Origin of the sequence: Streptomyces sp. NPDC015139 (assembly GCF_043079785.1) — a bacterium.
Taxonomy (GTDB): domain Bacteria; phylum Actinomycetota; class Actinomycetes; order Streptomycetales; family Streptomycetaceae; genus Streptomyces; species Streptomyces albidocamelliae.
Window position 1 is genome coordinate 76,397 of record NZ_JBIBUW010000017.1, and the last position, 20,505, is coordinate 96,901.

Annotated in this window: 19 protein-coding genes; all 19 read right to left on the minus strand. The window is 69.6% G+C overall.

What is annotated here, in order from left to right; translation table 11 throughout:
• Nucleotides 1-102 precede the first annotated feature (102 nt).
• The 19 genes from atpD to thrC all read right to left on the minus strand — a co-directional run bounded on the left by atpD (nt 103) and on the right by thrC (nt 20,501).
• Nucleotides 103-1,539 carry a F0F1 ATP synthase subunit beta gene (gene atpD / locus ACF08B_RS33660; RefSeq protein WP_392320853.1) on the minus strand — a complete coding sequence of 479 codons (1,437 nt, stop codon included), beginning with the start codon at nt 1,537-1,539 and terminating at the stop codon, nt 103-105.
• Nucleotides 1,539-2,456, minus strand: coding sequence for a F0F1 ATP synthase subunit gamma (locus tag ACF08B_RS33665; protein WP_073889584.1), 918 nt, complete (start codon nt 2,454-2,456; stop codon nt 1,539-1,541). The genes atpD and ACF08B_RS33665 overlap by 1 nt, the downstream gene beginning before the upstream one ends.
• Before the next feature lie 21 nt (nt 2,457-2,477).
• A complete protein-coding gene (atpA, locus tag ACF08B_RS33670; RefSeq protein WP_392320854.1) occupies nt 2,478-4,070 on the minus strand; it encodes a F0F1 ATP synthase subunit alpha in 1,593 nt (530 codons plus the stop codon).
• Nucleotides 4,071-4,209: 139 nt separating this feature from the next.
• Complete coding sequence (locus ACF08B_RS33675) at nt 4,210-5,025, minus strand: F0F1 ATP synthase subunit delta (protein WP_392320855.1); 816 nt, start codon at nt 5,023-5,025, stop codon at nt 4,210-4,212.
• Nucleotides 5,022-5,567, minus strand: a complete 546-nt coding sequence (locus ACF08B_RS33680; protein WP_073889578.1) for a F0F1 ATP synthase subunit B — start codon at nt 5,565-5,567, stop codon at nt 5,022-5,024. Before ACF08B_RS33680 ends, ACF08B_RS33675 begins: the two co-directional genes overlap by 4 nt.
• A 41-nt stretch (nt 5,568-5,608) precedes the next feature.
• Nucleotides 5,609-5,851 (minus strand): F0F1 ATP synthase subunit C, encoded by a 243-nt coding sequence (locus ACF08B_RS33685; RefSeq protein WP_093474678.1) that lies wholly within the window; start codon nt 5,849-5,851, stop codon nt 5,609-5,611.
• Between the two features lie 75 nt (nt 5,852-5,926).
• Nucleotides 5,927-6,748, minus strand: a complete 822-nt coding sequence (atpB, locus tag ACF08B_RS33690; protein WP_392320856.1) for a F0F1 ATP synthase subunit A — start codon at nt 6,746-6,748, stop codon at nt 5,927-5,929.
• A 225-nt stretch (nt 6,749-6,973) separates the two neighbouring features.
• Entirely contained in the window at nt 6,974-7,426 is a 453-nt protein-coding gene (locus ACF08B_RS33695; RefSeq protein ID WP_392320857.1) for a hypothetical protein, read from the minus strand.
• Nucleotides 7,427-7,728: 302 nt separating this feature from the next.
• Nucleotides 7,729-9,051: an MraY family glycosyltransferase gene (locus ACF08B_RS33700; RefSeq protein WP_392320858.1), complete on the minus strand. Its 1,323-nt coding sequence runs from the start codon at nt 9,049-9,051 to the stop codon at nt 7,729-7,731.
• Nucleotides 9,052-9,213: 162 nt separating this feature from the next.
• Complete coding sequence (gene glyA, locus ACF08B_RS33705) at nt 9,214-10,452, minus strand: serine hydroxymethyltransferase (protein ID WP_392320859.1); 1,239 nt, start codon at nt 10,450-10,452, stop codon at nt 9,214-9,216.
• Nucleotides 10,453-10,555: 103 nt separating this feature from the next.
• Nucleotides 10,556-11,233: a protein-tyrosine-phosphatase gene (locus ACF08B_RS33710; protein ID WP_392320860.1), complete on the minus strand. Its 678-nt coding sequence runs from the start codon at nt 11,231-11,233 to the stop codon at nt 10,556-10,558.
• Entirely contained in the window at nt 11,230-11,877 is a 648-nt protein-coding gene (locus ACF08B_RS33715; RefSeq protein ID WP_093474687.1) for an L-threonylcarbamoyladenylate synthase, read from the minus strand. Before ACF08B_RS33715 ends, ACF08B_RS33710 begins: the two co-directional genes overlap by 4 nt.
• A gap of 49 nt (nt 11,878-11,926) precedes the next feature.
• On the minus strand, nt 11,927-12,772 hold the full coding sequence (gene prmC / locus ACF08B_RS33720; RefSeq protein WP_093474688.1) for a peptide chain release factor N(5)-glutamine methyltransferase: 846 nt from the start codon (nt 12,770-12,772) through the stop codon (nt 11,927-11,929).
• Between the two features lie 30 nt (nt 12,773-12,802).
• A complete protein-coding gene (gene prfA, locus ACF08B_RS33725; RefSeq protein WP_392320861.1) occupies nt 12,803-13,870 on the minus strand; it encodes a peptide chain release factor 1 in 1,068 nt (355 codons plus the stop codon).
• Nucleotides 13,871-13,978: 108 nt separating this feature from the next.
• Nucleotides 13,979-14,200 carry a 50S ribosomal protein L31 gene (gene rpmE, locus ACF08B_RS33730; protein WP_015657814.1) on the minus strand — a complete coding sequence of 74 codons (222 nt, stop codon included), beginning with the start codon at nt 14,198-14,200 and terminating at the stop codon, nt 13,979-13,981.
• A gap of 186 nt (nt 14,201-14,386) precedes the next feature.
• Nucleotides 14,387-15,520: an LCP family protein gene (locus ACF08B_RS33735; RefSeq protein WP_392320862.1), complete on the minus strand. Its 1,134-nt coding sequence runs from the start codon at nt 15,518-15,520 to the stop codon at nt 14,387-14,389.
• 271 nt (nt 15,521-15,791) lie between these two features.
• Entirely contained in the window at nt 15,792-17,771 is a 1,980-nt protein-coding gene (gene rho, locus ACF08B_RS33740; protein ID WP_392320863.1) for a transcription termination factor Rho, read from the minus strand.
• A 426-nt stretch (nt 17,772-18,197) separates the two neighbouring features.
• Nucleotides 18,198-19,115 carry a homoserine kinase gene (thrB, locus tag ACF08B_RS33745; RefSeq protein ID WP_392320895.1) on the minus strand — a complete coding sequence of 306 codons (918 nt, stop codon included), beginning with the start codon at nt 19,113-19,115 and terminating at the stop codon, nt 18,198-18,200.
• Between the two features lie 327 nt (nt 19,116-19,442).
• Entirely contained in the window at nt 19,443-20,501 is a 1,059-nt protein-coding gene (gene thrC, locus ACF08B_RS33750) for a threonine synthase (RefSeq protein ID WP_392320864.1), read from the minus strand.
• Between the last annotated feature and the right edge of the window lie 4 nt (nt 20,502-20,505).

The following is a 20,505-nucleotide window of genomic DNA, read 5'->3' on the forward strand; positions in this document are numbered from 1 at the left end:
CCTCGGGTCACCACCCGGCGGTAGTGCCGGGTGTTGGGGTCAATTCTAGTAGGCGTGGCAGAGGGGGCGGGACGCGCCCGCCCCCTCGGACGAGCACGGGGCTCAGGAGACGCCCAGCTCCTTGGCGTTGGCCTTGAGGTCCTCGAGGCCACCGCACATGAAGAACGCCTGCTCGGGGAAGTGGTCGTACTCACCGTCGCAGATCGCGTTGAACGCGGCGATCGACTCGTCGAGCGGCACGTCCGACCCGTCCACGCCGGTGAACTGCTTGGCGACGTGGGTGTTCTGGGACAGGAAGCGCTCCACACGACGGGCACGGTGGACGACGAGCTTGTCCTCCTCGCCCAGCTCGTCGATACCGAGGATCGCGATGATGTCCTGGAGGTCCTTGTACTTCTGGAGGATCGTCTTCACGCGCATGGCCGCGTTGTAGTGATCCGCCGCGATGTAACGCGGGTCCAGGATCCGGGACGTGGAGTCCAGCGGGTCCACGGCCGGGTAGATGCCCTTCTCGGAGATCGGACGGGAGAGCACCGTCGTCGCGTCGAGGTGGGCGAAGGTGGTGGCCGGGGCCGGGTCGGTCAGGTCGTCCGCGGGGACGTAGATCGCCTGCATCGAGGTGATCGAGTGACCACGGGTCGAGGTGATGCGCTCCTGGAGGAGGCCCATCTCGTCGGCCAGGTTCGGCTGGTAACCCACGGCGGACGGCATACGGCCGAGCAGCGTGGAGACCTCGGAACCGGCCTGCGTGAAGCGGAAGATGTTGTCGATGAAGAACAGCACGTCCTGCTTCTGGACGTCACGGAAGTACTCGGCCATGGTGAGGCCGGCCAGCGCGACGCGCAGACGGGTGCCCGGGGGCTCGTCCATCTGGCCGAAGACCAGGGCGGTCTTGTCGATGACGCCCGAGTCCGACATCTCCTCGATGAGGTCGTTGCCCTCACGGGTGCGCTCACCGACACCGGCGAACACGGAGACACCGTCGTGGTTGTTGGCGACGCGGTAGATCATCTCCTGGATGAGCACCGTCTTGCCGACGCCGGCACCACCGAACAGACCGATCTTGCCGCCCTTGACGTACGGGGTCAGCAGGTCGATGACCTTGACGCCGGTCTCGAACATCTCGGTCTTCGACTCGAGCTCGTCGAAGTTCGGCGCCTTGCGGTGGATGCCCCAGCGCTCACCGGTGTACTGCTCGTCGACGTTCAGCACCTCACCGAGGGTGTTGAACACCTTGCCCTTGGTGAAGTCACCGACGGGCACCGTGATGGAGTTGCCGGTGTCGGTGACCGCGGCCTGGCGGACCAGACCGTCGGTGGGCTGCATGGAGATGGTGCGGACCAGGCCGTCACCCAGGTGCTGGGCGACCTCCAGGGTCAGCGTCTTCTTCTCGCCGGCGTTGGCCGGGTCGGCCACCTCGACGTGAAGGGCGTTGTAGATGTCCGGCATCGCGTCGACGGGGAACTCCACGTCGACGACCGGGCCGATGACCCGGGCGACGCGGCCCGTAGCCGTCGCGGTCTCAACAGTGGTGGTCATTATCGGTCACTCCCCGCGGTCGCGTCGGCCAGGGCGCTGGCGCCACCGACGATCTCGCTGATTTCCTGGGTGATTTCGGCCTGGCGGGCCGCGTTGGCAAGACGGGAGAGCGTGTTGATCAGCTCACCCGCGTTGTCGGTGGCCGACTTCATCGCGCGCCGCGTGGCGGCGTGCTTCGAAGCGGCCGACTGGAGCAGCGCGTTGTAGATGCGGCTCTCCACGTAGCGCGGCAGCAGGGCGTCGAGGACGTCCTCCGCCGACGGCTCGAAGTCGAACAGCGGAAGGATCTCGCCCTTGGGCGTGGCCTCTTCCGCGACCTCTTCGAGTCGCAGCGGCAGCAGCCGGGCGTCGAGCGCCGTCTGCGTCATCATCGAGACGAACTCGGTGAAGACGAAGTGGAGCTCGTCCACGCCGCCCTCGGCCGTGTCCTTCTCGATGGCCTCGATCAGGGGCGCCGCGACCTTCTTGGCGTCCGCGTACGACGGCTCGTCGGTGAAGCCGCTCCACGACTCCGCGATCTTGCGCTCACGGAAGTTGTAGTGGGCGACACCGCGCCGGCCGACGATGTACGTGTCGACCTGCTTGCCCTCGCGCTCCAGGCGCTCGGTCAGCTGCTCCGCCGCCTTGATGGCGTTGGAGTTGAAGGCGCCGGCCAGACCGCGGTCGCTCGTGAGGAGCAGCACCGCGGCACGGGCCGGGTTCTCCACCTCCGTGGTGAGCGGGTGCTTGGTGTTCGAACCCGTACCGACCGCCGTGACCGCGCGGGTCAGTTCCTGCGCGTACGGCGTGGAGGCCGCCACCTTGCGCTGCGCCTTGACGACGCGCGAGGCGGCGATCATCTCCATCGCCTTGGTGATCTTCTTGGTCGCGGTGACGGATCGGATGCGACGCTTGTAGACCCGGAGCTGGGCTCCCATGAGTCAGGTCCCTTCCTTACGTCACTTGGCGGCAGCGGCCGGAGTGTCCTCGCCGAGCAGCTTGCCGTCCGAGGTCTCGAACTGCTTCTTGAAGTCCGCGATCGCGTCGGAGACGGCCGTCAGGGTGTCGTCGGACATCTTGCCGCCCTCGCGGATGGAGGTCATGAGGCCCTGCTCCTTGCGGTGCAGGTACTCCAGCAGCTCCTTCTCGAAGCGGCGGATGTCGGCGACGGGCACCTCGTCCATCCGGCCGGTGGTGCCGGCCCAGACGGAGACGACCTGGTCCTCGGTCGACATCGGCTGGTACTGGTCCTGCTTCAGCAGCTCGACCATGCGCTGACCGCGCTCCAGCTGCGACTTCGAGGCCGCGTCCAGGTCGGAACCGAAGGCGGCGAACGCCTCCAGCTCACGGAACTGGGCGAGGTCCACACGAAGGCGGCCGGAGACCTGCTTCATCGCCTTGTGCTGCGCGGAACCACCGACTCGGGAGACGGAGATACCGACGTTCAGCGCGGGGCGCTGACCGGCGTTGAACAGGTCCGACTCCAGGAAGCACTGGCCGTCGGTGATGGAGATGACGTTGGTCGGGATGAACGCCGAGACGTCGTTGGCCTTGGTCTCGACGATCGGCAGACCGGTCATCGAACCGGCACCCATGTCGTCGGAGAGCTTGGCGCAGCGCTCCAGCAGCCGGGAGTGCAGGTAGAAGACGTCACCCGGGTAGGCCTCACGGCCCGGCGGGCGGCGCAGCAGCAGCGACACGGCGCGGTAGGCGTCGGCCTGCTTCGACAGGTCGTCGAAGATGATGAGGACGTGCTTGCCCTCGTACATCCACTGCTGACCGATGGCCGAACCGGTGTACGGCGCCAGGTACTTGAAGCCGGCCGGGTCGGACGCCGGGGCGGCGACGATGGTCGTGTACTCCAGGGCGCCGTTCTCCTCCAGCGCGCGGCGCACGCCGGCGATGGTGGAGCCCTTCTGGCCGATGGCGACGTAGATGCAGCGGACCTGCTTCTTCGGGTCGCCCGAGCGCCAGTTGTCGCGCTGGTTGATGATCGTGTCGACGGCCAGGGCGGTCTTGCCGGTCTGGCGGTCACCGATGATCAGCTGACGCTGACCACGGCCGACGGGGGTCATCGCGTCGACGGCCTTGTAGCCCGTCTCCATCGGCTCGTGCACCGACTTGCGCTGCATGACCGTGGGGGCCTGCAGCTCGAGGGCGCGGCGGCCGGACGTCTCGATCTCGCCGAGGCCGTCGATCGGGTTGCCGAGCGGGTCGACGACGCGGCCGAGGTAGCCCTCGCCGACCGCGACGGAGAGGACCTCACCGGTGCGGTGCACCGGCTGACCCTCCTCGATGCCGCTGAACTCACCGAGGACGATGGCACCGATCTCGCGCTCCTCGAGGTTGAGGGCGAGGCCGAGGGTGCCGTCCTCGAACTTCAGCAGTTCGTTGGCCATGGCCGAGGGCAGGCCCTCGACCTTCGCGATGCCGTCGCCGGCAAGGGTGACCGTACCGACCTCCTCGCGCGAGGCCGCGTCCGGCTTGTACGACTGGACAAAGTTCTCCAGCGCGTCCCGGATCTCCTCCGGCCGGATCGTGAGCTCCGCCATCTGGGTTCCCTGCTCTCCTTGTTGGGCCCGAAGTTTCACTTGGGGGGGATGGGGACTCCCCCCTGAAAGAGGTGAATCCTCTGCACGGCCCAACCAGGGCCGTAATTACGTACTGCGTTCTCGAGATGTCGAGTTGCTGCTAGCTCGCCATGCGGCGGGCGGCCTCGTCCAGCCGGTCCGCCAGGGAGCCGTTGATGACCTCGTCACCGACCTGCACCCGGATCCCGCCGAGGACCTCGGGGTCCACGTCGAGGTTGAGGTGCATCCGACGCCCGTAGAGCTTGGTCAGGGCGGCGCCGAGGCGCTGCTTCTGCCCGTCGCTCAGCGGCACCGCCGAGGTGACGACGGCGACCATGCGGTCCCGGCGCTCCGCGGCGAGCTTGGACAGGGACTCCAGTCCCGCCTCCAGGCTACGTCCACGCGGCGCGGTCACGAGGCGGACGACCAGACGCTCGGTGGCGGGCTTGGCCCGGCCGCCGAGGAGTCGGTGCAGCAGCTCGGTCTTGGCCTGGCCGCCGGCGGCGCGGTCGGTCAGCGCGGCGCGCAGCTCGGTGTTGGAGGAGACGATCCGGCCGAACCGGAACAGCTCGTCCTCGACGTCGTCGAGCGTGCCCGTCTTCTCCGCGGCGGTGAGGTCGGCGATGTTCGCCAGTTCCTCCAGCGCGTCCACCAGGTCGCGGGGCTGCGACCAGCGGGCGCGGGCCATCCCGGACAGCAGGTCGGCGGCGGTGCCGCTGACCTGGCCGCCGATCAGGCGCTGGACCAGCTCGGCCTTCGCCTCTCCGGGCTTCGCCGGGTCGGTGAGGACCCGGCGAAGGCCGGCCTCGCGGTCGAGCAGCGCGGTGACGGCCGCCAGCTCTTCGGCGAGCTGAGCGGCGTCCACGGACGTGGAGTCCGTCAGCGCGTCGAGACGCTCACGTGCGGCTGCCAGGGCCTCGCGGCTCGCTCCGTTCATCGCGTGGCCTCGGCCTTCTCCTCGAGCTCGTCGAGGAAGCGGTCGATCACACGGCTCTGCCGGGCGTGGTCCTCGAGGGACTCACCGACGAGCTTGCCGGCCAGGTCGGTGGCGAGCTTGCCGACGTCCTGGCGCAGCGCGGAAGAAGCGGCCTTGCGGTCGGCGTCGATCTGCGCGTGACCGGCGGCGACGATCTCCTCACGCTGCCGCTGGCCTTCCGCGCGCATCTCGGCGATGAGCGTGGCGCCCTGCTCCTGCGCCTCCTGACGCAGACGCGCGGCCTCGTGCCGGGCCTCGGCGAGCTGAGCCTTGTACTGCTCAAGCACGCTCTGGGCCTCGGTCTGCGCGGCCTCGGCCTTCTCGATACCGCCCTCGATGGCCTCGCGGCGCTGCTCCAGAACCTTGTTGATGTTCGGAAGGAGCTTCCAGGCGAGGAAGCCGAAGACGATGACGAAGGCGAGCAGGCCGATGACGAGCTCGGGGATCGGCGGAACGAGGGGGTTTTCCTTGCCCTCGGCCGCCAGAATGAGCAGCTGGCTCATGTCAGTGCCTTTCGTCTAGGGGGCTGTCGCTGATCGACTGATCAGGTGCCGTAGACGAACGGCATGACCAGGCCGATGAGGGCGAGCGCCTCACAGAAGGCGAAGCCGAGGATCTGGTTGGCGCGGATCAGGCCGGCAGCTTCGGGCTGACGGGCCAGAGCCTGGGTGCCGTTACCGAAGATGATGCCGACGCCGACGCCGGGGCCGATGGCGGCGAGGCCGTAGCCGATGGAACCGAGGGAGCCGTGGACGCCGTCGGCAGCAAGGGTCTGGAGAGCGGACATGCCGATTCTTCCTTCTTCTTTACGGACCGGTGGGGGTTGGCCACCGGACGATCAGGGGGTGGGGCTGGGCGGCACTCAGTGGTGCTCGGCGAGGGCGCCCTGGATGTAGGTGCACGTCAGGAGGACGAAGACGTACGCCTGCAGAGCCTGGATGAAGAGCTCGAAGGCCGTCATCACGATCGTCATGATGAAGCTGACGCCGGCGTAGGCGATGCCGACGCCGTTCAGCAGGTACCAGCTGGCGATCGTGAAGAGCAGCAGCAGGGTGTGCCCGGCGAACATGTTGGCAAACAGTCGCACCGCGTGGGTGAAGGGCCGCACCAGCAGGTTCGAGAAGAACTCGATGGTCATGGCCAGCGGCAGCACCGCGCCCAGCGACTTGTCGTACCCGGTGACGTTCTTGAAGAAGCCGACGAAGCCGTGGCGCTTGAACGTCAGCGAGATCCACAGGACGTAGACGATCAGCGCCAGGACGAGCGGGTACGAGATGATCGCCGTCACCGGGAACTGGGCGAGCGGGACGATCGACCAGAGGTTCATCATCCAGATGAAGAAGAACAGCGAGACGACCAGCGGTACGTACTTCTCGCCCTCCTTCTTTCCGATCGTCTCGTAGACGACACCGCGCCGGATGAAGTCGTAGCCGGTCTCGGCGACCATCTGGAGCTTGCCCGGGACGACCTTGGGCTTGCGGAAGGCCGCCCAGAAGAAGCCGACGATGATGATCGAGCCGAGCAGCGCCAGCAGCATCGTCTTGTTGAAGTACACGTTGCTGTCGGCGTCGCCCCAGAGGGGCTTGAACAGGAACGAGTGCAGGCCAGGAGCCGGGAATCCACAGCCGTCGAAGATGTGGCAGTCGGTCTCGAAGGCGAGCACCTGCGTCGGGTCAGCACTCACCGCGGGCTCCTTCAGCGTGGCGCATAGGTACGGCAACCTCGTTGTGTCGGCGCGGCGCGAGGCCGCGGTTCGGCACGGGACTGGTGTTACGGATGTGGGGGCGGCTGGGGGGCATCTCGCCTCGCGATTGAGCAGGCGTCAGCTCGGATGCCCGCGCCCGCGATGCCGCAGTTGGCACCGGACGATAGCAGGATCTCTCACGCGTCTTTATCCCGGCCCTACCCCTCACGACGAGTGCCCCGACTTGTGGGACTTTTCGTCGCGGGAGGAGGCGTCCGAGGACGAATCCGGTTCGACGTAAAGGATCTTGGACTTCATGTGCGCACGCGTCTGCGCGGCGATCCACGTGAGGGTGCCGGCGACGAGCGTGAGCGCGAAAGCCCGGGGGTTGAACAGGGTGGTGTGCTTGAAGGCCGCCACGAAGACGAACAGCAGCAGGATCTGCGCCGCGTAGAGCATCAGTCCCACGGCCTGGAACAGGTGCGGAAGCGATTTGGCAGTGCGCTGCAGGACGTAGAGACCGAGACCCATGAACAGCAGGACGATCACCGTCGCGACGACAGCCCCGATCGCTCCCTTGCCGCCCGCGACCACACCGCTGACGGCGGCGGCGATCGCGCCGACGGCAACCGTGGGCACGGCGGCCTGGGCCAGGATCCGGACGTCATTGGACGGCATGGCGGCAACTCCGCTTTCACAGGGGGGCAGGTGTCGTCATGGACGAGCGTAGTCCCGGGCCGAGGGGGTCGAGACCTCACTCCGATGGACCATCGCACTGGGTCCTTCGGCTCTATCCGGGGTTCTCGTGAACCGTATCACAAACTATTTGATGAGGTCTTTACCTGCTGGGTGTGCTTGCTGTCACACATGAGAGTGACAGTGCGCGTCTGTGCAAAAACCGCGCCCACTTGTCTGGTATTGGGAGACTTTGCTCCCCCACGACTTGGCAATGCTCTAGTCAGATTCTTACCTTGGCAGGCTCAGCCGCGGTCGAGGAAACGCGAACGGGGGCCGATCGCCGTAGCCCCGTTGACGCCCGAGACACCCGCCGTGACAGGGGCCCGGTCATCGGGCTCCGCGGGCTCCACGGCCGTCTGCGCGGCGGGGTCCGCGAGGACGGCCGCCTCGTCCGCGCCGCGCCGCCTCCGGTAGCGCGGGGGCACGAACCGCTGCGCCCAGGCCGGTACGCGGGGCGTGAACCGCGGGAGCAGCAGCAGAACCAGGCCCACGGCGCTCAGGAAGACCACACCCAGCACGATCCACATCGACGCCGAGTTGACCGAGTACGCCAGCGCCCCGAAGCCGATCAGCGCCGACCAGAAGTACATGATCAGCACGGCCCGGCTGTGCGAGTGGCCGATCTCCAGCAGGCGGTGGTGCAGATGGCCCCGGTCCGCGGCGAACGGGGACTGGCCGCGCCAGGTGCGCCGGACGATCGCCAGGACCAGGTCCGCAGCCGGCACGGCGATGATCGTGAGCGGCATCAGCAGCGGGATGTAGACCGGCACCATCTGGTGCACGGTGCTGCGCTCGGAGGCGCCGAAGCCGAGGTTGTCCGGGTCGACCTGTCCCGTGACGGAGATCGCACCCGCGGCCAGCACCAGCCCGATCAGCATCGACCCCGAGTCGCCCATGAAGATGCGCGCGGGATGCATGTTGTGCGGCAGGAAGCCCAGGCACATGCCCATCAGGATGGCGGCGAACAGCGTCGCCGGGGCGGCGGCCTCGATGCCGTACGAGTACCAGATGCGGTACGTGTACATGAAGAACGCGGCGGCGGCGATGCACACCATGCCCGCGGCCAGCCCGTCCAGGCCGTCCACGAAGTTCACCGCGTTGATGGTGATGACGACCAGCGCCACCGTCAGCAGGGTGCCCTGCCACTGGGTCAGCGCGACCGTGCCGACACTGGGGATGGGCAGCCAGAGGATCGTCAGACCCTGCATGACCATCACGCCGGCCGCGATCATCTGGCCGCCCAGCTTGATCAGGGCGTCGATCTCGAACTTGTCGTCCAGGACGCCGATCAGCCAGATCAGCGCGGCTCCGGAGAGCAGCGCCCGCGGCTCGTTGGACTTGACGAAGACCTCGTTGAGGTTGGTCAGGTGGTCGGCGACCAGCAGGCCCGCGCAGAGCCCGAAGAACATGGCGATCCCGCCGAGCCGCGGAGTGGGTTCCCGGTGCACGTCACGGGCCCGGATCTCCGGCATCGCCCCGGCCACGATCGCGAACTTCCGTACCGGCCCTGTCAGCAGATACGTCACCGCGGCCGTGACGCAGAGCGTCAGCAGGTATTCACGCACGGGCTTCCCCACAGGTCTCGCTGGCCATCACAGCCCCACACCCTAGCGACGGACGCTTGACGATGGAGACTTCCGGGTAGCGACGATGGTTGCACGGGTGGCTGTGCGTCACGCTCCGCAACCGGACACATCGGACATGTACAGAGGTCCGTCTACCCCCGCTCAGCCGGGATACGGCGGGAACGCGGCGGTCAGCTCGCGCACCGCCTCCCGCGCCCCGGCCGGGTCCGTACCGCCGCGCAGCACCGAACCGAGCAGGGCCGCGATCCGCACCATCTCCGGCTCCCCCATGCCCTGCGTGGTCACCGCGGCCGTGCCCAGCCGCAGACCGCGGCCGTCACCGTGGGGAAGAGCACAGCAGTCCAGCACCAGACCGGCCGCGAGGAGCCGGCCGCGCGCGGTGCGCCCGTCCACGCCGAGCGGGGCCGGGTCCGCGGTGATGAGGTGGGTGTCGGTGCCGCCGGTGGTGACGGCGAGCCCCTCGGCGGCCAGGTGGCCGGCGAGCACCCGTGCGTTGGCGACCACCTGATGGGCGTACGCGCCGAACGCCGGCGTCGCCGCCTCGCCGAAGGCGACCGCCTTGGCGGCGATGGTGTGCATCTGGGCACCGCCCTGGGTGAACGGGAACACGGCCCGGTCGACGCGCTCGGCCAGCTCGGCGCCGCACAGGATCATCCCGCCGCGTGGCCCGCGCAGCACCTTGTGTGTCGTCGCGCACACGACGTCCGCGTACGGCACCGGGTTCGGCGCCGCTCCTCCGGCGACCAGGCCGATCGGGTGCGCCGCGTCCACGATGAGATAAGCGCCGACCTCGTCGGCGACCTCCCGGAAGAAGGCGTGGTCGAAGTGGCGGGGGTAGGCGATGGAACCGCAGACGATGGCCTTGGGCCGGTGGTTGCGGGCCAGGTGGCGCACCTGGTCGTGGTCGACGAGACCCGTCTCGGCGTCGACGCCGTAGCCGACGAAGTCGAACCAGCGCCCGGAGAAGTTCGCCGGTGAGCCGTGGGTGAGGTGGCCGCCGTGGGGCAGGCCGAGGGCGAGGACGGTGTCACCGGGGCGCAGCAGGGCCGCGTAGGCGGCCAGGACGGCCGAAGAGCCCGAGTGGGACTGGACGTTGGCGTGCTCGGCGCCGAAGAGCGCCTTGGCCCGGTCGACGGCGAGACGCTCGGCGACGTCGACGAGTTCGCAGCCGCCGTGGTGGCGGGCGCCCGGATAGCCCTCGGCGTACTTGTTGGCGAGCGGGGAGCCGAGGGCGGCGAGCACGGCGGGCGAGGTGAAGTTCTCGGCGGCGATCAGCTGGAGCGTCGTCGACTGCCGGGCGAGCTCCCCGAGCAGGATGTCGGCGAGTTCGGGGTCCTGCCGGCGCAGGACATCGGTCTCGTGCAGGGTGGGAACCGACATGACGGGCTCCGGGCGGTCGAGGGTGACGTACCCCCCAATGTAGGCCCGTGCGTGCGGGAGGCGCCCGGTGATGGGCCGCACGGGGGCCCGGGGCCCCCGCCGCCTACGCCCGCGCCGGTACTCCGGTCAGCGCCGTGACGACCGGGTCCAGCGCCTGGTGTATCTCGTCGCCGATCGACCGGAAGAAGGGGAGCGGGGCGCCGTACGGGTCGTAGACCTCGTCCGCCTCCGCGGTCGGGGCCAGCAGCCAGCCGCGCAGCGCGGCGGCCGCGCGGACCAGCGCACGGGCCCGCATGACCACGCCGTCCTCCAGGGGCGGCAGCGTCGTCGGGTCTATCGCGCGGACCAGGCGGGTGAACTCCTTCAGGGTGAAGGTGCGCAGGCCCGCCGAGTGGCCCATGGAGATGACCTGGGCGCGGTGGTCGCGGGTGGCGGTCAGCACGAGGTCGGCCATGATGACGTGCTCGTCCAGCAGCTCCCGGCCGGTGAAGCCGGCGGCGTCCGCGCCGAACTCGGCGAGCACGGCCTCCGCGTTGGCCTCCATGGGCGCGCCCTCGTGGCCCCAGGTGCCCGCGCTCTCCACGATCAGCCCGCCGCCGAGCACGCCGAGCCGCTCCATGACGAAGTGGCGGGTCAGCCGCTCGGTGATGGGTGATCGGCACACGTTGCCGGTGCTGACGTGGAGGATGCGGAAGGTGTCGTGCGGCAGGCCGAAGGTCGTCGTCTCCTCCGCCGCACGCTGCCCGGTGCCTATGCCACGCCCCGCTTCAGGGGCCGTCAATTCGCCACCTCGAGGTCGGGTACGACCTTGCGCAGCTCGTCCGGGGAGATGGCGCCCTCGCGCAGCAGCAGCGGCACCTCGCGGGAGACGTCCACGATGGACGACGGGATGTTCCCCGGCGTCGGGCCGCCGTCGAGGTAGACGGAGACGGAGTCGGCGAGCATCTCCTGGGCGGCGTCGCAGTTCTCCGGCGCCGGGTGGCCCGTGAGGTTCGCGGAGGACACGGCCATGGGGCCGACCTCGTTGAGCAGCTCGATGGCGACCGGGTGCAGCGGCATGCGCACGGCGACCGTGCCACGGGTGTCGCCGAGGTCCCACTGGAGGGACGGCTGGTGCCGGGCGACCAGCGTCAGCGCGCCCGGCCAGAAGGCGTCGACGAGCTCCCAGGCCAGCTCGGAGAAGTCCGTGACGAGGCCGTGCAGCGTGTTCGGGGAGCCGATGAGGACGGGGGTGGGCATGTTGCGGCCCCGGCCCTTGGCGGCGAGCAGGTCGGCGACGGCCTCGGAGGAGAACGCGTCGGCGCCGATGCCGTACACCGTGTCGGTCGGCAGCACCACCAGCTCGCCCCGGCGGACGGCGGACGCGGCTTCGCGCAGACCCGTCACGCGGTCGGTCGCGTCGTTGGTGTCGTATCGCCGTGCCATGTCTAGCGGGCCTCCTCGTACACGTACTGCGGGGTGAAGTTCGGGGTGCTCACGGCAGCGCCTTGCGGGCGGTCGCGAACCGGGGACGCTTGTTGAGGTCGGGGTGATCGGCCGCGTCGGCCCAGCCCCGCTCCTCGGTGAAGATCCACGGCACCTGACCGCCCTGGGTGTCGGCGTGCTCGATGACGACGACACCGCCCGGGCGCAGCAGCCGGTGCGCGGTGCGCTCGATGCCGCGGATCAGGTGGAGGCCGTCCTCGCCGGAGAAGAGCGCCAGCTCCGGGTCGTAGTCGCGGGCCTCCGGGGCGACGTACTCCCACTCGGTGAGCGGGATGTACGGCGGGTTGGAGATGACGAGGTCGACCTGGCCGTCGAGGTCGGGGAACGCGGTCAGCGCGTCACCCTGGCGCAGGTCGACCCGGGAGCCCGCCATGTTCTTGCGGGTCCACACCAGGGCCTCCTCGGACAGCTCCACGGCGTGCACCCGCGAGCGCGGGACCTCCTGGGCGAGGGCCAGCGCGATGGCACCGGAGCCGGTGCACAGGTCGACGATGCAGGGCTCGACCACGTCCATGGCGCGCACGGCGTCTATGGCCCAGCCGACCACGGACTCGGTCTCGGGCCGGGGCACGAACACGCCCGGTCCGACCTGGAGTTCCAGGTACCGGAAGTAGGCCCGCCCGGTGATGTGCTGCAGCGGCTCGCGCTGCTCGCGCCGGGCGATGACCTCCCAGTACCGGGCGTCGAAGTCCGAATCCTTCACGGAGTGCAGTTCGCCGCGCTTCACACCGTGCACGAACGCGGCGAGCTCCTCCGCGTCGGTGCGCGGCGAGGGCACGCCGGCGTCGGCCAGCCGCTGGGTGGCCTGGGCCACCTCCGCGAGCAGCAGGTTCACGCAAGTCCTCCGGAAGTACTCGTACGTGCCTTACGCGGCCGCGAGCTTCGCCGCCGAGTCGGCGTCGACACAGGCCTGGATCACCGCGCCGAGGTCGCCGTCCAGGACCTGGTCCAGGTTGTAGGCCTTGAAGCCGACGCGGTGGTCGGAGATGCGGTTCTCCGGGAAGTTGTAGGTGCGGATCTTCTCGGATCGGTCGACGGTGCGGACCTGGCTGCGGCGGGCGTCGGCCGCCTCCCGCTCCGCCTCCTCCTGCGCCGCCGCGAGCAGCCTGGAGCGCAGGATACGCATCGCCTGCTCCTTGTTCTGCAGCTGGCTCTTCTCGTTCTGGCAGGAGGCCACCACTCCGGTGGGCAGGTGCGTGATGCGCACCGCGGAGTCGGTGGTGTTCACGGACTGCCCGCCGGGGCCGGAGGACCGGTAGACGTCGATCCGCAGGTCGTTCGCGTTGATCTCGACGTCCACCTCCTCGGCCTCCGGGGTGACGAGCACACCGGCGGCGGAGGTGTGGATACGGCCCTGGGACTCGGTGGCCGGCACACGCTGCACGCGGTGCACCCCGCCCTCGTACTTCAGCCGCGCCCACACGCCCTGGCCGGGCTCGATCTGCCCGCGGGCCTTCACCGCGACCTGGACGTCCTTGTAGCCGCCGAGCTCGGACTCGGTGGCGTCGATGATCTCGGTCTTCCAGCCGATGCGCTCGGCGTAGCGCAGGTACATGCGCAGCAGGTCCCCGGCGAATAGGGCCGACTCGTCACCGCCGGCACCCGCCTTGATCTCCAGAATGACGTCCTTGTCGTCACTCGGGTCGCGCGGGACCAGCAGCAGCCGCAGCTTCTCGGTCAGCTGCTCGCGCTGCTTCTCCAGGTCCTTGACCTCGGCCGCGAAGTCGGGGTCGTCGACGGCGAACTCACGCGCGGTCTCGATGTCGTCGCCGGACTGCTTCCAGGAGCGGTACGTGGCGACGATCGGGGTGAGCTCGGCGTAGCGCTTGTTCAGCTTGCGCGCGTTCGCCTGGTCGGCGTGGACCGACGGATCGGCGAGCTTCTGCTCCAGATCGGCGTGCTCGGCGACGAGTTCCTCGACGGCCTCGAACATCTTTCGGCTCCTGTACTGCGATGAAAGGGAAGGGCGGGCGACCAAAAACGCCGGTCCCGGGCACACCCCCGAGAAGGGCGCGACCGTGGACCGGCGAAATGGGGCTCGCTACTTCTTGGAGCCGGCAGCCTTGCCGAAGCGGGCCTCGAAGCGGGCCACACGGCCACCGGTGTCGAGGATCTTCTGCTTGCCCGTGTAGAACGGGTGGCACTCGGAGCAGACCTCGGCCCGGATGGTGCCGGACTCGATGGTGCTACGGGTGGTGAACGACGCGCCACAGGTGCAGCTGACCTGCGTCTCGACGTACTCGGGGTGGATGTCGCGCTTCAAGGTGTCTCCTAGATTTCGGGAGGGCGCCGGGTCGCCGCCGCGGGATGCGGGGACGTGAACCGGAGCCGACGTACCAGTCTGCCAGGACTGGGGCCATCCACCCAAACCGGGGGTGCGGTTGTTCTATTCCTGGGCGTGGGGGGGCGCTGACCCGCGGTCCCCGGCGGCCGGGGGCGCCGTCGCCGCTCAGCCGCCGAGGACGCCCTTGGCCTCGCCGGTCGCCGTCCCCTCGGTGGCGGACTTCGGGACGGGCCGGTCGTTCTTAAGGGCGTCCCAGACCTGCTGGGCCTTCGTCTTCTCCAGCACGACCCGGTTGGGGTCGGCCGGGTCGTACTGCACCGGCATCGTCACCATCTTCATGTGGGACGAGCTGATGCCCTTGAGGCCGCCCGCGAAGTCCATGAGGGAGTTGACCGAGCCGAGATCGGAGTCGGTGGTGACGGCCTTGGTGGCGGTGTCGGCGAGGTCGTACAGCTTCTTCGGGTTCGAGAAGACGCCGACGTGCTTGACCTGGTCGATCAGTGCCTTGACGAACGCCTGCTGGAGCTGGATGCGGCCCAGGTCGGAGCCGTCGCCGACGCCGTGCCGGGTGCGGACCAGGCCGAGGGCCTGCTGTCCGGTGAGGGTGTGCGTGCCGGCCTTGAGGTGCAGGTGGCTCTGCGGGTCGGCGATGTTCTTCGTCGTGGTGACCTCGACCCCGCCGAGGTCGTCGATGAGCTTCTGGAAGCCCTCGAAGTCGACCTCCAGGTAGTGGTCCATGCGGATGCCGGTGATCGACTCGACGGTCTTCACCGCGCAGGCCGCGCCGCCGGTGGAGTACGACTCGTTGAACATCACGCCGTTCGCGGCGGGGTGCTCGGCGCCCTTGGTGTCGGTGCACGCGGGGCGGTCGATCAGGGTGTCCCGGGGGACGGAGACCACGCTGGCCTTCTTGTGGCCCTGGTAGACGTGGACGATCATCGCCGTGTCGGAGCGGGCGCTGCCGTCGTCGGTGCCGCCGCCGAGCTTCCTGTTCTTGCCGGCGCGGGTGTCCGAGCCGAGGACCAGGATGTTCTGCGAGCCGTTGTCGATCTTCGTGGGCCGGTCGTTGCCGAGGGCCTGGTTGATGTCGACGCTCTTCAGGTTGCCGTTGAGCTTGAAGTAGACGTACCCGAAGCCGGTGCCGGCCAGCACGACCACGCCCGCGGCCGTCCAGGCCGTGACGAGCAGCGCCTTGCGGCTCGTGTTGCGGGTCTTGCGGCGGCGGCCCCTGCCGCGGCGGCTGGGGCCGGTCTGGTCCGGCTCCGGTATGCCGGGCTCCGGCGTGCTCTCGGCGGACACATCGCTCCTAGGTCTCGTCGGTCGGTTACCCCCTGCGTTCAGGGTCAGGCGTGGTCGTCACCGCACCATCGTCGCTCCGCCCGGTCAGACGGAGAAACTCGGGAAAGGGTTGCACAACGCAGAGTGCCCATCGCGTACGGCGATGGGCACTGCGTGTTACTGCCTGGGCGGGGTCACACCCCGCTCACCTGCGTCTTCGACGCGCCCGGGCGGAGTGCCCGGCGTAGGTACCGGCCGGGATCCCTGTGGTACAGATCTCGGCGGAGGACGGTCAGTCCCCGTTGCCCGGGGTCGGCGTCGTCTTCTGGATCTGCATCAGGAACTCGACGTTCGACTTGGTCTGCTTCATCTTGTCGAGAAGCAGCTCGATCGCCTGCTGCTGGTCCAGCGCGTGCAGGACGCGGCGGAGCTTCCAGACGACCGCCAGCTCCTCGTTGCCGAGCAGGATCTCTTCCTTACGGGTGCCGGACGCGTCGACGTCCACCGCGGGGAAGATGCGCTTGTCGGCGAGCTTCCGGTCGAGCTTGAGCTCCATGTTGCCGGTGCCCTTGAACTCCTCGAAGATCACCTCGTCCATGCGGGACCCGGTGTCCACCAGGGCGGTGGCGAGGATCGTCAGCGAGCCGCCGTCCTCGATGTTGCGGGCCGCGCCGAAGAAGCGCTTCGGCGGGTACAGGGCGGTCGAGTCGACACCACCGGACAGGATGCGGCCGGAGGCCGGCGCCGCCAGGTTGTAGGCACGGCCCAGACGCGTGATGGAGTCGAGCAGCACGACCACGTCGTGACCCAGCTCCACCAGGCGCTTGGCGCGCTCGATGGCGAGCTCGGCGACCGTGGTGTGGTCCTCGGCCGGACGGTCGAAGGTCGAGGAGATGACCTCGCCCTTCACCGACCGCTGCATGTCGGTGACCTCTTCCGGACGCTCGTCGACGAGGACGACCATCAGGTGGCACTCGGGGTTGTTGTGCGTGATCGCGTTGGCGACCGCCTGCATGATCATGGTCTTACCGGTCTTCGGCGGGGCCACGATCAGACCGCGCTGGCCCTTACCGATCGGCGACACGAGGTCGATGATGCGGGTGGTCAGCACGCCCGGGTCCGTCTCCAGGCGGAGGCGGTCCTGCGGGTAGAGCGGGGTCAGCTTGTTGAACTCCGGGCGGCCACGGCCGTGTTCGGGCGCCATGCCGTTGACGGAGTCCAGGCGCACCAGCGCGTTGAACTTCTCGCGGCGCTCGCCCTCCTTGGGCTGGCGGACCGCACCGGTGACGTGGTCACCCTTGCGCAGACCGTTCTTGCGGACCTGGGCGAGGGAGACGTACACGTCGTTCGGGCCCGGCAGGTAGCCGGAGGTCCGGATGAACGCGTAGTTGTCGAGGATGTCCAGGATGCCCGCGACGGGGATCAGGACGTCGTCCTCGGCGAGCTGCGGCTCGGGGGCGATGTCGTCGCGACCGCGACGGCCACGGCGGTCGCGGTAACGGCCCCGACGGCCACGGCGGCCGCCCTCGAAGTCGTCGTCGTCCTGCTGCTGCTGCCGGTCCTGGCGGCCGCCGCCCTGCTGCTGGCCCTGCTGCCGGCCCTGGCCGCCCTGACCCTGCTGGTCGTCGCCCTTGTTGCGGCGGCCGTCGCGGTCGCGGTCCCGGCCGCGCTCACGGCGGTCGCGGCGGCCACGGCCCTCGCCGTCACCGGCGTCGCCCTTGGCCTCGCCCTGCTGCTGCGCGGGCGCCTCGGCCTTGGTCTCGGTCTTCGCGTCCGCGACGACGGTCTCGGCGCCGCCCGCGGCGGGGCTGCCCGCGTCGGCGGTGGCGCGGCGGCGACGGCGCTCGCTCGGCGCGTCCTCGGAAGCCGGCTGGCCCGGGATCTCGATCTGCTGCTGGGCCACGGCCTTCTCGGCGGCGGCCTCGCTCTTCGCCTCGGCCTTCTTCTCCGCGTCCTCACCCGTACGGGCCTTGGAGGTGGCCCGGCGCTTGGGCTTGGTCTCGGTGGCGGTCTCGGCCTTGGCGGCCGGAGCGCCCCCACCGGCCTGCGCCTCCTTGATGACCTCGATCAGCTGGCTCTTGCGCATGCGCGCGGTGCCCCTGATACCGAGGCCGGATGCGACCTGCTGCAGCTCGGCCAGCACCATGCCCTCGAGGCCGGTACCGCGGCGCCGCCGGGAGCCGGCACCGGTGGCAGGCGCGGAGGCGTCCGTGGCGGGCGCGGCAGCGGTCTCCTCGACACGTGCGCCCATCAGATCGGTGGTGTCGCTCACGAAGGGTCCTTCCCTGGAGCGGACGTCGGCCTGTCTGGCTCGGCGACCGGTTGTGCTGTCCGGCTACGGTCCCGTCTTCCGTGAACCGTGCCGGGGCGGTGGTCCGCCAAAGCGGCGGAAGAGGAAAATTTGCTGGTGATGGCGCTTCCCGCAGCCGTGGCACCCGGTGTCACGTGGCGTGGTCGCACCGATTCCGGAGCTCCCCCAGCGGGGTTACCCCCACCGTTGGCCCGCTCAGTGCCCGCATACGACGTACTGCCCAGGTACGGCACAAGGGACACGGAGTGGCTCGGGAGGCTCCCGGAAGAATGTCTGTCCCGGACGGGGACACGAGGCACCTCGCCATGGTGGGGTCGGGTGCAGACTTGAGATTAACACTACCGGATCCAACAAACATTCCCCCTCTCCATATCCGGCAACCGTGTGTCAGGTCGCAAGCGGCAGCACGCTCGCTCCCTCGACGTCCAGGCTCAGCCGGTTGGCGGCCCATTCGGCGCCGGCCAGGGCCTCCACCTTGTCGGCGGTACCGACGTCGGCGAGTGCCATGACGGTGGGCCCGGCACCCGAGATCACGGCCGGGATGCCGTCGGCCCGCAGCCGCTCCACCAGCGCCGCGCTCTCCGGCATGGCGGGGGCGCGGTACTCCTGGTGCAGGCGGTCCTCGGTGGCGGGCAGCAGCAGCTCGGGGCGCCGGGTGAGGGCCTCGACGAGCAGGGCGGCACGGCCCGCGTTGGCGGCGGCGTCCACGTGCGGCACGGAGCGCGGCAGCAGGCCGCGCGCGGTCTCCGTCAGGACCGGCTTTCCGGGCACGAAAACCACCGGAACGATGGAATCGCTGGGGTCCATCCTGATGGCCCGGGCGGCCCCGGCCTCCATCCAGGACAGGGTGAAACCGCCGAGCAGACAGGCCGCCACGTTGTCGGGGTGGCCCTCGATCTCCGTGGCCAGTTCCAGCAGCGCCGCGTCGTCCAGACGGGCCTCGCCGCCTATGGTCACCGCGCGGGCGGCGACGATTCCGGCGCAGATGGCGGCGGAGGAGGAGCCGAGGCCGCGGCCGTGCGGGATGCGGTTGGCGCAGACGATCTCCAGGCCGCGCGGCTGGCCGCCCAGCAGGTCGAAGGCGGTGCGCAGGGAACGGACGAGCAGGTGGCTCTCGTCCCGCGGCAGGGTCTCGCCGCCCTCACCCGCGATGTCGATGTGCAGCCCGGAATCGGCCACCCGGACGACCACGTCGTCGTAGAGCCCCAGCGCGAGGCCCAGGGCGTCGAAGCCCGGACCGAGGTTGGCGCTGGTGGCGGGAACGCGCACCCGGACGGCGGCGGCGCGGAACGCTGGACCGGCCATCGCTCGTTGACTCTCCTTGAGCTGCGTGACGGTCGAATGACGCTCGAGGGACTCGATGGACATGCGACCGATGTTCGGTGGACATCCGATGACGTACGAAGACCCGTCGGGCCGCGGAGACGACGCGGTGCCGTGCCACACGCGGGGGCATATGCGGTGGGCGGGTTCGGTACAGCCTATCGAAGGAAGGTTCTGTGGCGACATAGGGCGCACGGGAGGCGCACGATGCGTGTCGGAAGCCCCTCGTGCACCCCGGCACGGAGGGCCCCCGGTTCTTGCCGGTGGCAAGGTCCCGGGCCCCTTGCCAGGGGCCCGGGACCCGTGCGCTCAGGCCAGGCCGAGGCGCTCGGCCGCGGTGGCCGCGTCGACCGGGACGGTGACCGGCTGCGGCGCGCCGGCGACGGCCCAGTCGGGGTCCTTCAGGCCGTTGCCGGTGACGGTGCACACGATGCGCTGGCCCGGGTCGACCCTGCCCTGCTCGGCGGCCTTCAGCAGACCGGCCACGGAGGCGGCGGAGGCGGGCTCCACGAAGACGCCCTCCTGCGCGGCCAACAGACGGTAGGCGCGCAGGATTTCACGGTCCGTCACCTCGTCGATGACACCACCGGACTCGTCGCGGGCGGCGAGGGCGTAATTCCAGGAGGCGGGGTTGCCGATACGGATCGCGGTGGCGATGGTCGAGGGGTCCTTGACGACCTCGCCGCGCACGATCGGCGCACTGCCGGACGCCTGGAAGCCCCACATGCGCGGGGTCCTCGTGGAGACGCCGTCGGCGGCGTACTCCTTGTAGCCCTTCCAGTAGGCCGTGATGTTGCCGGCGTTGCCGACCGGCAGGACGTGGATGTCGGGCGCGTCGCCGAGCATGTCCACGATCTCGAAGGCAGCCGTCTTCTGGCCCTCGATCCGCACCGGGTTGACCGAATTCACCAGCGCCACGGGGTAGTTCTCGCTCAGGGCGCGGGCGAGGGTGAGGCAGTCGTCGAAGTTGCCGTCGACCTGGAGGATCTTCGCGCCGTGCACGAGGGCCTGCCCCATCTTGCCGAGGGCGATCTTGCCCTGCGGCACGAGCACGGCGGAGACCATGCCGGCCCGGACGCCGTACGCGGCCGCGCTGGCGGAGGTGTTGCCGGTGGAGGCGCAGATGACGGCCTTCGCCCCCTCCTCCTTGGCCTTGCTGATGGCCATGGTCATGCCGCGGTCCTTGAAGGAGCCGGTGGGGTTGGCCCCCTCCACCTTCAGGTGGACCTCACAGCCCGTGCGCTCGGAGAGCACCTGCGCGGGCACGAGGGGCGTGCCGCCCTCGCGGAGCGTCACGACCGGCGTGGTGTCGGATACCGGCAGCCTGTCCCGGTACTCCTCGATGATTCCGCGCCACTGGTGGGTCATTGCT